Raw genomic sequence first — 13,201 nt, forward strand, 5'->3', positions numbered from 1 at the left:
CTCCACATACAACTAGCTATCTCCTCGGCGGCGCGCGGTGAACCGTCCGCACGCGCCGGTACCGCCCGTTCGGCGGATGGACTGCCCCGGTCCGGTGTGCCGATCGGCGCGTGGGCGGGTGTGTGCGCCGGTCGGGTTCCGGCCATTTCGGGCGGGTTCCGGGGCCTGCCCCGGGTGTCCGCGTAGGCGGTGAGATGATGGCCCGGCCATGACTGACCCGACCGCCGCCGCCCGCCGGGGCGCCGCCCTGCCCGCCGTGCGGGCCGCGGCGGCCGCCTGGGATCTGCGGGTGCTGCGCGCGGTGCCGTTCGCGCTGGTGTGCACGCTGGTGGCGGCCTTCGGGCACGCCCGGGCGGGCGGCGCGGTGGCGCCGGACACGCTGGCGGCGGGTTTCGCCGCGGTGTGCGCGGTGGCGGCGCTGCTCGGCGGGCGGGAGCGCTCGCTGGGATCGATCGCGGCGGCGCTGGGCGTCGGTCAGCTGGGCCTGCACCTGCTCTTCCACCGCTTCGGCGAGGGCCTGGGCGGCGGCGCGGCGATGGCGCATCCGGGAATGGCCGGAAACGGCGGGTCGGACGCGCTGGTGTCCGCGGCGGGTCGGCTGCTGTGCAACGACACGCCCGGTGACGGTCTGACGGTCGTCCCGGTGGACACCACGGCGGACCAGGTGGTGAGCGCGGCGGGCCTGGACCCGCAGGCGTTCGCGACGGTGGCGCCGCACGCGGCCGGCGGGCTGGGTCTGACGTCCGGCATGGTGCTGGCGCACCTGGCGGCGGCCGTGGTCGCGGGCTGGTGGCTGCGGCGCGGCGAGGCCGCGCTGTGGCGGCTGGTGCGCACGGCGGCGCTGACCGCCCGGGAGTGGGCCGCGCCGCTGCGGACCGCGGTGGCGCTGCTGGTGGCGCTGCTGCTGGGCGGGGAGCGCCCGGCGCCGGCGCGGCCGGCCGGGCGTCCGGAGGACTGGCCGCTGCCGGTGGCGGCGGCGCTGCGGCACTGCGTGCTGCGCAGGGGACCGCCCGCGGTGGCGTTCGCGCGCTGAGCCGGGCCCGGCGAGGGTCGGGGTTCGGGCGCGCACCGCTGCCGCCGTGCCCGCGTTGTACCGACCGGGCCGGTCGAGTCCCCACCTCCCCTTTCTGTCGCGCTGTCGCGCGGCCACTCTCCCCAGGAGTCCCCTGATGCGTTCCCTCTCCGCCCGTCGTTCCGTCGGCGCGCTCGTGGTGGCGGCCGGCGCCCTGCTGGCGTCCGCCGTTCCGGCGTTCGCGCACGTCTCCGTCCAGCCGGGCAGCGCCCAGCAGGGCGGGTACACGGCCGTGGCGTTCCGGGTGCCGAACGAGAGCGACACCGCGTCCACCGTGAAGCTTGAGGTCAGCCTGCCGCTGGACCACCCGCTGGCGTCGGTGCGCACCCAGCCGCTGCCGGGGTGGACGGCGAGCTTGGAGAAGTCGAAGCTCGACAAGCCGCTGGACTCGCACGGCCAGCAGATCACCGAGGCCGTCTCCAAGATCACCTGGACCGCAGACGCCGGCACCAAGATCGCGCCCGGGCAGTTCCAGGAGTTCAAGGTCTCGCTGGGCGCGCTGCCCACCGACACCGACAAGCTGACCTTCAAGGCGCTGCAGACGTACGACAACGGCGACGTGGTCCGCTGGATCGAGGAGTCCAAGGACGGCCAGCCGGAGCCGGCCAAGCCCGCGCCGGTGCTGAGCCTGGCCAAGGCCGACGCGGCCGGTGACCACCACTCGGCGGACACCTCCGCGAAGTCCGCCGACGCCGCCGCGCCCGCCGCGAAGTCCTCCGACTCCGCCGCCCGCACCCTGGGCGTGGTCGGCATCGTGGTCGGCGTGATCGGCGCGGCGCTCGGCGTGGCCGGGCTGCGCCGCCGCTCCGCGAACTGATCCCCGTCGGGCGGGGCCGTACTGCGCGGCCCCGCCCGACAGACCGCTCTCCCCGCATCCCGTACGGAACGGAAAGTCCCTTGGCACCCCTCCGCAGCACCCGGCCCCGGCTCCTGTCGGCCGCCGCCCTCGTCCTCGGCGCCACGCTCGCGCTGTCCGCCTGTTCCTCGTCCTCCTCGGGCGGCGGGGAGAGCAGTGGGGCGGCGAAGGTCAGCAAGACGTCCTCGTCCAGCCAGTACCGGGGCACCGTGCTCAGCAAGCACTTCGACAAGCCGGACCTGGTGCTGAACGACACCTCCGGGCAGCCGTACGACCTGAAGGCGCGCACCGCCGGGCGGACGGTGCTGCTGTTCTTCGGCTACACCAGCTGCCCGGACGTCTGCCCGACCACCATGGGCGACATCGGGGTCGCGATGGCGAAGCTGACGCCGGAGCAGCGGCAGAAGATCGACATCGTGTTCGTCTCCACCGACCCGGAGCGCGACACCCCGCAGGTGCTGCGGACCTGGCTGGACTCGATGGGCAAGGACTTCGTCGGGCTGACCGGCGACCTGGCGAAGGTGAAGGCCGCCGCCAAGCCGCTGGGCATCATGGTCGAGGACCCGGTGGTCGCCGCGAACGGCTCGGTGACCTCCACGCACGGCGCGCAGGTGCTGGCGTTCCTGCCCGGCGACGACAAGGCGCACCTGCTGTACATGGCCGGCACCACGACGGACACCTACCGGCACGACCTGGAGCTGCTCGCCCAGGGGGTGGCGGTGTGAGCCGCGGATTCCGGCGCAGCGCGCTGATCGGGGCCGGCCTGGCGACCGTGCTGGCGGCGGGCACCGCGGTGGTGGCCTGCCAGTCCTCGGGCGGTTCGGCCGCGCCGAAGCTGTCGGTGGCCGACCCGTACATACCGCTGCCCGCCACTCCCGGCGGGATGGGCGCGGGCTACCTGACGGTGCGCAACGACGGCGGCGCGGACCAGTTGGTGAAGGTGACCAGCCCGGGCGCCGGGTCGGTGACCATGCACCGCTCCACCGAGCAGACCATGGAGGAGGTCGGCGCGCTGGAGGTGCCCGCGCACGGGAGTCTGAACCTGGCGCGCAACGGCAACCACCTGATGATCATGGACTGGTCGAAGCAGCCGGCCCTCGGCGACGAGCTGGAACTGGACCTGGAGTTCGCCAAGGCGGGCACCGTGGTGGTCAAGGTCCCGGTGAAGCCCTTGACGTACCGGCCGGGAAGCTAGGGTCCCGGCGATGGCAGCAGACGGCGTGGCGACGAGAAGAGGCGCACAGGTGATCACGGCGGCGGGACGGAGACGGCTGGGCGCGCTGCTGGCGGTGCTGGTGGCAGCGCTCGCCCTGGTGCTCGGCGGGGCGACGGCGGCGTCCGCGCACGCCACCCTGGAGGGCACCGACCCGGCGCAGGGCTCGGTCGTGCCGACCGCGCCCGCCGCGGTGACGCTGACCTTCAGCGAGGGCGTGTCGCTGTCCCCGGACTCGGTGCGGGTGCTCGACCCGCGCGGCACCGCCGTCGACGAGGGCCGGCCCGACCACGTGGACGGCAAGGCCGCCACCGCCCGGGTGACGCTCCGGCAGGGCCTCGACAACGGCACCTACACGGTGGCGTGGCGGGCCGTCTCGGAGGACTCGCACCCGATCGGCGGCGCGTTCACCTTCTCCATCGGCGCGCCCTCCGACACCACCGTGAACGCCTCCGCCGTGCAGGGCGCCAAGGCGGACGGCGCGGTGGGCTTCGCCTACGGCACCGCCCGCACCGTCGCCTACGGCGCGTTCGCGCTGCTGGCCGGCGCCGCCGCGTTCGTGATCGTGGTGTGGCCCGGCGGCGCGGCCGTCCGCGGCGTGCAGCGGCTGCTGATGAGCGGGTGGGTCGCGCTGTTGCTGTCCACCGTCGCGGTGCTGATGCTGCGCGGCCCGTACGAGCGCGGCACCGGGCTCGGCCAGGCCTTCGACCTGTCGCTGGTGCGCGCCACCCTGGACGAGCGGATCGGCACCGCGCTCGCCGCCCGCCTGCTGCTGCTCGCCGCCGCCGGGGTCTTCCTGTCGCTGCTGGTCGGCCAGTTGGGGCTGCAGCCGAAGCCCGCCGCGTCCGCGCCGGACCCCGGGGCGGACCCGGACGCAGACACGGCCGCGGACCCGGATTCGGAGTCGGACGCGGAGGAGGCGGAGCTGCGCCGGCTGGAGCGGGCCGCCGCCGAACGGCCGCAGCGCGACACCCGGCTCGGGCTGGGCCTGGCCGGGCTCGCCCTGGCGATCGCGCTGTCGGCGACCTGGGTCGGCGCCGACCACTCCTCGGTGGGCATCCAGGTCCCGCTGGCGCTGCCGCTGGCCGCGCTGCACCTGCTCGCCATGGCGGGCTGGCTCGGCGGCCTCGCCGTGCTGGTCACCGGTCTGCGCCACGGCCTGCCCGCAGCCGCCGTCGAACGGTTCTCCAAGCTGGCGTTCTGGCTGGTCGCGGTGCTCGCCGTCTCCGGCGTGTACCAGTCGTGGCGGGGCCTGGGCAGCTGGGGCGCGCTGGTGAACACCGAGTACGGACGGCTGCTGCTGATCAAGGTCGGCTGTGTGGCGGCGATGCTCGGCGTCGCCTGGATCTCCCGGGCCTGGACGGCCCGGCTGCGGACCGCCGACCAGACGGCCGCCGTGCCGGAGTCGGTGCCGGCCCTCGCCACCGCCGACCGCGCGGCCGGCGCGGACGCCGACCCGGAGCGGGCCGCGCAGCTCGCCCGTCAGCAGGCGGTGCTGGCCGAGGCGAAGCAGCGGCGCACCGCCGACGGTTCACCCGTGCGGGCGGGGCTGCGGCGCAGCGTGCTGGTGGAGACGACCGTCGCCGTGCTGGTGCTGGTGGTCACCACGATGCTCACCAACTCCCCGCCCGGGCGGGTCGCCCAGGCGATCGCCGCGCAGCCGGGCGCGGGCGGCGGCGCACCGGTGGCGGGGGCGTCCGCGGTGCCCGGGAAGACGCTGGAGCTGAAGCTGCCGTACGACACCGGCGGCCGGACCCCGAACGCCAAGGGCACCGCCGTCGTCGGCGTCAACCCGGTGGGCACCGGCCCGAACGCCGTCACGCTGAAGCTCACCGACGCGGCCGGGAAGCCGGTCGAGGTGCCCGAGGTGCAGTTGGCGTTCACGCTGCCCGACCGCGATCTCGGCCCGCTGCCGGTGACCCTGCAGTCCGAGGGCACCGGCGCCTGGAACGGCACCGCGCAGCTGCCGCTGGCCGGGGAGTGGGTGGTCTCGGTGACCGTCCGCTCCTCCGACATCGACCAGGTGACGGCCACCCAGCAGTTGAAGGTCGGCCAGTGACGGCGGTGTCCCGGCGGGCGGTGCTCGGCGGGGCCGGGGCCGGACTGGCCGTGGGCGCCGTCGGCGGAGTGTGGGGCGGGCGCGCCACCGCGCGGGAGGAGGCCGCGGCGCTGCCCGGGCAGCGCCGGGTGGCGTTCCACGGGCCCCGGCAGGGCGGCATCGTGGAGCCCGCGCAGGCCCGCGTCGAGTGGGCGGCGTTCGACCTGGTCGCCGGGGCCGGGCGGGACCGGGCGGCGGGGCTGCTGCGGGACTGGTCGGCGGCCGCGGCCCGGATGGCCGTCGGCGAGCCGGGCGGGGACGGCGGCGGCGGGATCGCGCTGGACGCCGGCCCGAGCTCGCTGACCGTCACCTTCGGCTTCGGCGCGAGCCTGTTCGACAAGCTCGGCCTGGCCGACCGCCGCCCGCCCGCGCTGGCCGCGCTGCCCGCCTTCCCCGGCGACGCGCTCGACCCGGCCCGCTCGGACGGCGACCTGTGGGTGCAGATCGGCGCGGACGACGCGCTGGTCGCGGTGCACGCGCTGCGGGTGCTGCGCCGGCTGTCCGCCGGGGTGGCCGCGCCGCGCTGGCTGATGTCGGGCTTCGCCCGCACGCCCGGCACGACGCCGACGCCGATGACCGGCCGCAACCTGATGGGCCAGGTCGACGGCACCAACAACCCGCGCCCGCAGGACGGCGACTTCGCCGCGAAGGTGTTCGCCACCGGTCCCGACTGGATGGCGGGCGGCAGTTACGCGGTGCTGCGCCGGATCCGGATGCTGCTGGACGACTGGGAGTCGCTGCCGGCGGACCGCCAGGAACGCCTGGTGGGGCGCCGCAAGAGCGACGGCGCCCCGCTCTCGGGCGGCCCGGACGCGGGCGAGCGCACCCCCGTCGACCTGGCGGCGACCGGCCCGGACGGCGTGCTGGCGATCGCCCCGGACGCGCACGTCCGGGTGGCCGCGCCCGCCTCCAACGGCGGGGCGGCGATGCTGCGCCGCGGGTTCTCGTTCCACGACGGCCTGTCGGCGGACGGCTCGCCCGACGCGGGCCTGCTGTTCGCCGCGTTCCAGGCCGACCCGGCGCGCGGCTTCGTCCCCGTGCAGCAGCGGCTGGCGCGCGGCGACGGCCTGTCCCGCTTCCTGCGGCACGAGGCGGGCGCGCTGTTCGCGGTGCCGCCGGGCGCGCCGGAGGGCGGGTACGTGGGGCAGCCGCTGCTCGAAGGCTGACGTTCGGCGGTCGGACGGCCGCACGGCGGGGCCCCGGAAGTGGCTAAGGTGGCAGACCGGGCCCGCAGCTGCCCACGCAGTTCGCATCACCCATCACGCTGTTCGTTCGGAGGCGGTCATGTCGGCGACCCGTTACACCTATCTCGGGCCCGCGGGCACCTTCACGGAGGCCGCGCTGCGGACGCTGCCGGAGTCGGGGACGCGGGAGTTGACGCCGCTGGCGTCGGTGTCGGCGGCGCTGGACGCGGTGCGGGCGGGCGAGGCTGCGGGCGCGATGGTGGCGATCGAGAACTCGGTGGACGGCGCGGTCACCACCACCAGCGACGAGCTGATCAACGGCAGCGCGCTGATGATCTACCGCGAGGTGCTGCTGCCGATCTCGTTCGCGCTGATGGTCCGCCCGGGCACCGTGCCGGGCGACGTGAAGACCGTCACCGGGCATCCGGTGGCGCAGCCGCAGGTGCGGCACTGGCTGGCGGCGAACCTGCCGGACGCGCAGTGGGAGTCGGCGGCGTCCAACGCGGAAGGCGCCCGGCTGGTCCAGGAGGGCCGCTACGACGCCTCGGTCGCGGGGTCGTTCGCCGCCGAGCTGTACGGGCTGGAGGTGCTGTCGGACGAGATCCAGGACGCGGCGGCGCCGACCACCCGGTTCGTGCTGGTGGGCCGGCCGGGGCGGGTGTCCTCGGCGACCGGCTGGGACAAGACCTCGATGGTGGTCTGGCTGCCGGACGACCACCCCGGTGCGCTGCTGGAACTGCTGCAGGAGTTCGCGGTGCGCGGGATCAACCTGATGCGGATCGAGTCCCGGCCGACCGGCGAGGGCATGGGCAGCTACTGCTTCCTGATCGACTGCGAGGGGCACCTGAGCGAGCGGCGGGTCAGCGAGGCGCTGACGGGCCTGAAGCGGATGTGCCCGCAGGTGCGTTTCCTCGGCTCGTACCCGCGCGCGGACCGGGGCACCGCGTCCCCGCTGCGGCAGGGCACCTCGGACCTGGATTTCGCGAATGCCGCGGACTGGCTGTCGCGCTGCCTGGACGGCCGCGGCGAACTCTGACGTCGGCCCGGGAACTCTGACGTCGGCCCGGGAACTCTCCGGCGGCCGCGGCGCAAGAACCCGATTCCGGCCGTAACGGGGTCGAACGGGGCCGCGTTCCGTTCATTTTCGACACGCCCGAACGTCACCTGCCCGGCCGACCGGCGTTCACCGGGGGCGGCCGGGGGCCGGTGCGGGGCGGGGTGGTTCATCCACAGGACCGGCCCGGCATCCACAGGAGGCGGTTGTCCCCAGGCGGGCGAAGTTATCCACAGGGCGGGCGTGAGTCGACAAACCGGTAAAGACACCCCCAGGCCTGGTCGGATCATCAGCTAGGGGCATAGGGCGGACTAATCGGACCAGAGTCACCCCGCCACCGACAAATCACCTGTCCGAGCGAGCGAATTCCCTCACTCGGGAAGCCGAATCAAGGTTTGAAACCCGGAATTACCGGTTCGATGGCCTGCGGACCATTGGTTTTCCCCTGTCCACAGGCTCGCCCCCACGCCTGTGGACAACCGGGTGCCGAAAGGGTTCTCCACCGAAGTTATCCACAGGGCGGCGGGAGTTATCCCCAGCCCCGGGGCGTTCGCCCGCACCCGCGCTCCGGCGGCCGGGTGCAGGATGCCAGATTTCCGGACAGAGCGCGACATACCGGCCCAAGCTTCGCGATGGCCGGATTCCGGCCCCGCCCCGGCCGGTAGGCTTGATCCGTGATCGACCTTCGCCTGCTCCGTGAAGACCCGGACCGCGTACGCACTTCGCAGCGCTCCCGTGGTGAGGACGTCGACCTGGTCGACGCCCTGCTCTCCGCCGACGAACGCCGCCGCGCGGCCGGCACCCGCTTCGACGAACTGCGCAGCGAGCAGAAGCAGCTGGGCAAGCAGGTCGCCGCCGCCAAGGGCGAGGAGAAGTCCGCCCTGCTGGCCCGCACCAAGGAGCTGGCCGCCGAGGTGAAGGCCGCCGACGCCGCGCAGAGCGAGGCGAAGGAGGAGGCCGACCGGCTGCAGCGCGCGCTGGCGAACCTGATCGACCCGGCCGCCCCGGTCGGCGGCGAGGAGGACTTCGTCACCCTTGAGGAGATCGGCACCCCGCGCGACTTCGCCGCGGAGGGCTTCGAACCCCGCGACCACGTCGAACTCGGCCAGCTGCTCGGCGCGATCGACACCGAGCGCGGCGCGAAGGTGGCCGGCGCCCGTTCCTACTACCTGACCGGCCCGGGCGCGCTGCTCGAACTGGCCCTGGTCAACATGGCGATGGCGCAGGCCTCCGCGGCCGGCTTCACCCCGATGATCACCCCGGCGCTGGTCCGCCCCGCGGCGATGGACGGCACCGGCTTCCTCGGCCAGGCCGCCGAGAACGTCTACTACCTCGAGGACGACGACCGCTACCTGGTCGGCACCAGTGAAGTCCCGCTGGCCGCCTACCACATGGACGAGATCCTGGACGGCGAGAAGCTGCCGATGCGGTACGCGGGCTTCTCGTCCTGCTTCCGTCGCGAGGCCGGCACCTACGGCAAGGACACCCGCGGCATCATCCGGGTCCACCAGTTCGAGAAGGTGGAGATGTTCGTCTTCACCACCCCCGAGGACGCCGAGGCCGAGCACCGCCGCCTGCTCCAGTGGGAGAAGGACTTCCTGAACGCGCTGGAGCTGCCCTACCGGGTGATCGACGTCGCCTCCGGCGACCTCGGCGCGTCCGCCGCCCGCAAGTTCGACATCGAGGCGTGGATCCCCACCCAGGGCAAGTACCGCGAGGTCACCTCGACCTCCAACACCACCGAGTACCAGGCCCGCCGGCTCTCCATCCGGATGCGCGACAAGGACGGCGTCCGCCCGGTCGCCACCCTCAACGGCACCCTGGTGGCCGTGCCCCGGGTCATCGTCGCGCTGCTGGAGAACCACCAGCAGGCGGACGGCTCGGTGGTCCTGCCCGAGGCGCTGCGGCCGTTCCTCGGCGGGAAGGCCGTGCTGGAGCCCGCGGCCAAGTAACCGCCCGTCCGTCCCGGAGCACCTGGAGCACTTCGCGCATGAGCACCGACGCCCTGCCCTACCGGCTGGTCGCCACCGATCTGGACGGGACGCTGCTCACCAGCGCCGAGAGCGTCTCCGCCCGCACCCGGGAGGCCCTGGCCGCCGTCACGGCGCTCGGGGCGCAGCACATCATCGTCACCGGCCGCTCGGCGGGCTGGACGAAGCCGGTGCTGGACGAGATCGGCTACACCGGGATCGCGGTCTGCGGGCAGGGCGCGCAGGTGTACGACGCGGGCGCGCACAAGCTGCTCACCTCGGTCACCCTGGACCGGCAGCTGGCCGCGCTGGCACTCGCCGCGATCGAGGCCGAGGTCGGTCCGGTGGCGGTCGCCGCCAACCAGGACGGTCTGGACGGCGAGGTCGTCACGGGGCCCGGTTTCCAGCTGCGGATCGCCACCGGGCTGCCGGTGCGCGAGGTCGCCCCGGAGCAGTTGCTGACCGCGCCGGTCAGCAAGCTGTACATCCAGCACCCGGAGTTGACGGACGATCAACTGGCCGACGCCGCCCGCTCGGTGGCCGGCCGGCTGGTCGGCGTGGTGATGGCGGGCGACGGCATCGTCGAGCTGCTGCCGCTGGGCCTGACCAAGGCGACCGGCCTGTCCCTGGCGGCACGCCGGCTGGGCGTCACCGCCGCCGGGACGATCGCGTTCGGCGACATGCCGAACGACATACCGATGCTCCGCTGGGCCGCGCACGGCGTGGCGATGGGCAACGCCCACCGGGAGCTGCTGGCGGTCGCCGACGAGGTGACGGTCTCCAACGACGAGGACGGCGTCGCCGCGGTGCTGGACCGGGTCTTCGGCCTCTGATCCCTCCGAAAGAGCGGCGAAAGCGCCACCGGCCGAGTGCCGGTGGCGCTTTCGTGTGCTGCGGGGGGCCGGTCAGCCGTAGCTGACGTTGGAGCAGGGGTCCTCGTCGGCGGAGCGGGCGTCGTTGGAGACGGCGGACGACAGCGGGCCCGGGTCGGGGGTGGTGCCGCCCTGGCCGTTGCCGGCGCTCGCGGCGTAGTCCTTGCCGAGGATCAGCGAGATGCCGGCGGTGGAGCCGGCCTCGACGGTGGCGCCGGGGAACAGCGAGGCGACGGCCTCCGCGTTGGCCTTCTGGCCGGAGCCGTACTGGACCACGGTGGTGGCGTGGTTCTGGCTGCTGGCGTTGCCGGTGGCGGTGACGGTGAAGTTCGCGGCCTTCAGGGCGCCGGCGGCCTTGTTGCCGAGGCCGGCGGCGCCGCTGCCGTTGAAGACGCCGACCTTGATGCCGGTGCCGTTGACCGGGGTGGCGGGGGCGCTGGAGGACGGAGCGGCGGATTCGCTCGGAGCGGGGCTCTGGCCGCCGGAGGCGTCCGTGCCGTCGAGGGTGCGGTCGGCCTTGAGGGCGGCCCACAGCTGGTCGACCTCGGGGTGGTTGAGGCCGATCCGGTTCCCGTCGTAGTGCCAGGGGGTGGTGATGAACTTGATGTCGTGCAGGTCGATGTCCTTGAGGGACGTCCCCAGGTCGAGCAGCTTGTCGACGCCGGCCAGGCCGGGGTCGACGGTGAGCGACTTGGTGGCGGCGTCGGCCAGCGGCAGCAGGTTGGTCGGGCTCATGCCCTTGGTCTTGACCGTCTTCATCAACTGGGACAGGAAGGCCTGCTGGCGCTTCATCCGGCCGACGTCGGAGCCGTCGCCGATGCCGTGCCGGAGCCGGACGTAGTCGAGGGCGGCCTGGCCCTCGACCTTCTGCACGCCCTTGGGGTAGATCTCCTTGCCTCCGGTCTTGGGCAGCTTGGGGTTCAGGTCGTAGTCGTGGATCGGGTTGGGCAGGCAGACCTCGACGCCGCCGACGGCCTTGGTCATCGCGGCGAAGCCCTCGAAGTTGACCACCATGGTGTGGTCGACCCGCAGGCCGGTGAGGGCCTCGACGGTGTTCTGGGTGCAGGCCGGGTTGCCCTGCTCGGTGCCGCCGACCGAGAAGGCGCCGTTGAACATGGCGCTGGTCTGCGGCTTGGTCCAACTCTTGTTCGGCAGCATGCACCTGGGGATGCTGACCATGGCGTCGCGGGGGAACGAGACGCCGACGGCGTGCTTGTGGTCGGCGTAGACGTGCAACAGGATCGTGGTGTCGGAGCGGGCGCCGCCCTCGTCGCCGCCGCCGAGGTCCTTGTTGGCGCCGTCGCGCGAGTCGGAGCCGATCAGCAGGATGTTCATCGGGCGGCGGCCCTCGGAGTCGGCCGCGGCGGCCTCCGGGCGGTCCTTGCTGATGCCTTCGCCGTCGAAGGCCGAGATGTTGCCGTTCAGCCGCCAGTAGACGTAGCCGCCGGTGCCGACCACGGCGACGGAGGCGCCGACCAGCGACCAGATGATGATCTTCTTGGCCTTGCGGGGCTTGCGACGCCCCTGCGCGGCCGCCCGGCGTGACCCGCCCCGGCCGCCCGACCCCGCCCCCGACCCGCCCGACGACTCGGTCTCCGGCTCGGCGGCGGAAGCGGAGGCCGCCCGTCGCCCGCTGCGCGGCGGGGTGGCGGCGGAGCCGCGGCCCTGGGCCCGACGGCCCCCGGCCCGGCCGCCGGCCGCCTGGTCGTCGTGGCTGCCCGCGCGGCGGCGCGGCACTCCCGCGGGCGGTGGGTCCTGCCGGTGGGCGTCGCTTTGCGGCGGCTCGTTCTCCCACCAGCCGGCGTTCGCGTCGGACGCCCCCGCCCTCTGGCCTGCCATACCTGCACCCTTCGCCGGAGGCGGCCGTCGGGCGCCTCAGCAACCGCTCCGTCTGCTGGGCGGACGGAAGTAGCTAGAGAGCGGAGCATATAAAGGGATCATTTCGAAAGTCACGGCCCGGGCACCACTCCGTGCTCTGGAACGCCGCGTACTGACCGCCGGTTCCCGTTCTCCGTGTGAGACATCAGACTCCACCGCGCCCGCGACGCCGCCCCGCACCGTGCCGGTGCGGCATTTCCGCACGCCAGGGGTGGTTGTAGGATGACCGGACAAGGAGTTGTAGGATGACCGACGTCGATCTGTGAACGAGAAGGGAACCCGCCGTGGAGGGATTGCAAGCGGCCGGGCGGCGTTCGCTGGTGGACGAGGCGATCGAGCAGCTGCGCGAGCAACTCGCGGCCGGCGCTTGGCCGGTGGGGTCGCGAATCCCGACCGAGCACGAGCTCGCCGAGCGGCTGCGGGTCGGGCGCAACACCGTGCGGGAGGCGATCCGGGTGCTGGTGCATGCGGGGATGCTGGTCTCCCGGCAGGGCGAGGGGACGTTCGTCCGCTCGACCAGCGACCCGGCGTCGGTGCTGCGCGGCGTGCAGCGCTCGGGGGTGCGGGACGTGCTGGAGGTGCGTGCCGCGCTGGAGACCGAGGCGGCCCGGCTGGCCGCCGAGCGGCACACCCCTGACGACCTGGCCCGGATGCGGGCGGCGCTGGCCCGGGAGGCCGAAGTGATGGCCGCACACCCCGAGCGGGCCGGCCGGGAGGCCACCGTCGAGCACGACCTGGAGTTCCACACGGCAGTGGTGGAGGCGGCGCACAACCCCGCGCTGACCGAGGTGTACCGGTACTTCGGGGCCTCGGTGCGGGAGTCGATGCGCGCGGCGTTCGGCGACCACGAGATGCCCGAGGTGGCGATCGGCACCCACGCGGCGCTGGTCGACGCGATCGAGAGCGGTGACCCGGAGCGGGCCGAGGCGGCCTGTCGGGAGCTGCTGGCGGAGCCGACGGCGGCGGTCGAGCAGTTGCTCGCCGAGATCGCCGCGCGCAAGTAG

At 74.0% G+C, this 13,201-nt stretch carries 11 protein-coding genes; 10 read left to right on the forward strand and 1 reads right to left on the reverse strand.

Annotated features, from left to right (window positions below; genetic code table 11):
* Positions 1-208 precede the first annotated feature (208 nt).
* From AMK19_RS30395 to AMK19_RS30435, 9 genes are all read left to right on the forward strand, one after another.
* Positions 209-1,033: a hypothetical protein gene (locus tag AMK19_RS30395; protein WP_241844658.1), complete on the forward strand. Its 825-nt coding sequence runs from the start codon at positions 209-211 to the stop codon at positions 1,031-1,033.
* A gap of 136 nt (positions 1,034-1,169) precedes the next feature.
* A complete protein-coding gene (locus AMK19_RS30400; protein WP_073817922.1) occupies positions 1,170-1,889 on the forward strand; it encodes a YcnI family copper-binding membrane protein in 720 nt (239 codons plus the stop codon).
* Positions 1,890-1,969: 80 nt separating this feature from the next.
* Positions 1,970-2,653 carry an SCO family protein gene (locus tag AMK19_RS30405; protein WP_073817925.1) on the forward strand — a complete coding sequence of 228 codons (684 nt, stop codon included), beginning with the start codon at positions 1,970-1,972 and terminating at the stop codon, positions 2,651-2,653.
* On the forward strand, positions 2,650-3,123 hold the full coding sequence (locus tag AMK19_RS30410) for a copper chaperone PCu(A)C (RefSeq protein ID WP_073817929.1): 474 nt from the start codon (positions 2,650-2,652) through the stop codon (positions 3,121-3,123). The genes AMK19_RS30405 and AMK19_RS30410 overlap by 4 nt, the downstream gene beginning before the upstream one ends.
* 10 nt (positions 3,124-3,133) lie before the next feature.
* On the forward strand, positions 3,134-5,200 hold the full coding sequence (locus AMK19_RS30415; RefSeq protein WP_083647494.1) for a copper resistance CopC/CopD family protein: 2,067 nt from the start codon (positions 3,134-3,136) through the stop codon (positions 5,198-5,200).
* The gene (efeB, locus tag AMK19_RS30420; RefSeq protein ID WP_073817933.1) at positions 5,197-6,405 is read left to right on the forward strand and encodes an iron uptake transporter deferrochelatase/peroxidase subunit; all 1,209 of its coding nucleotides are present in this window, start codon (positions 5,197-5,199) and stop codon (positions 6,403-6,405) included. Before AMK19_RS30415 ends, efeB begins: the two co-directional genes overlap by 4 nt.
* Before the next feature lie 118 nt (positions 6,406-6,523).
* The gene (gene pheA, locus AMK19_RS30425) at positions 6,524-7,459 is read left to right on the forward strand and encodes a prephenate dehydratase (protein WP_073817936.1); all 936 of its coding nucleotides are present in this window, start codon (positions 6,524-6,526) and stop codon (positions 7,457-7,459) included.
* A 692-nt stretch (positions 7,460-8,151) separates the two neighbouring features.
* A complete protein-coding gene (gene serS / locus AMK19_RS30430) occupies positions 8,152-9,429 on the forward strand; it encodes a serine--tRNA ligase (RefSeq protein ID WP_073817940.1) in 1,278 nt (425 codons plus the stop codon).
* A 38-nt stretch (positions 9,430-9,467) separates the two neighbouring features.
* On the forward strand, positions 9,468-10,280 hold the full coding sequence (locus AMK19_RS30435; protein WP_073817944.1) for an HAD family hydrolase: 813 nt from the start codon (positions 9,468-9,470) through the stop codon (positions 10,278-10,280).
* Positions 10,281-10,352: 72 nt separating this feature from the next.
* Here AMK19_RS30435 and AMK19_RS30440 read toward each other — a convergent pair whose 3' ends face one another.
* The gene (locus tag AMK19_RS30440) at positions 10,353-12,158 is read right to left on the reverse strand and encodes an LCP family protein (RefSeq protein ID WP_073817947.1); all 1,806 of its coding nucleotides are present in this window, start codon (positions 12,156-12,158) and stop codon (positions 10,353-10,355) included.
* 323 nt (positions 12,159-12,481) lie between these two features.
* Here AMK19_RS30440 and AMK19_RS30445 point away from each other — a divergent pair, with 323 nt between their 5' ends.
* Positions 12,482-13,201, forward strand: coding sequence for a FadR/GntR family transcriptional regulator (locus tag AMK19_RS30445; RefSeq protein ID WP_073817950.1), 720 nt, complete (start codon positions 12,482-12,484; stop codon positions 13,199-13,201).

It is taken from the genome of Kitasatospora sp. CB01950 (genome assembly GCF_001905465.1).
In the GTDB taxonomy this organism is placed as follows: Bacteria; Actinomycetota; Actinomycetes; order Streptomycetales; family Streptomycetaceae; genus Kitasatospora.

Bases quoted from the DNA above. Each gene is read 5' to 3' on its own strand.
- AMK19_RS30395 (WP_241844658.1), top strand. From the start codon at position 209: ATGACTGACCCGACCGCCGCCGCCCGCCGGGGCGCCGCCCTGCCCGCC.
- AMK19_RS30400 (WP_073817922.1), top strand. From the start codon at position 1,170: ATGCGTTCCCTCTCCGCCCGTCGTTCCGTCGGCGCGCTCGTGGTGGCG.
- AMK19_RS30415 (WP_083647494.1), top strand. From the start codon at position 3,134: ATGGCAGCAGACGGCGTGGCGACGAGAAGAGGCGCACAGGTGATCACG.
- pheA (WP_073817936.1), top strand. From the start codon at position 6,524: ATGTCGGCGACCCGTTACACCTATCTCGGGCCCGCGGGCACCTTCACG.
- AMK19_RS30435 (WP_073817944.1), top strand. From the start codon at position 9,468: ATGAGCACCGACGCCCTGCCCTACCGGCTGGTCGCCACCGATCTGGAC.
- AMK19_RS30440 (WP_073817947.1), bottom strand. From the start codon at position 12,158: ATGGCAGGCCAGAGGGCGGGGGCGTCCGACGCGAACGCCGGCTGGTGG.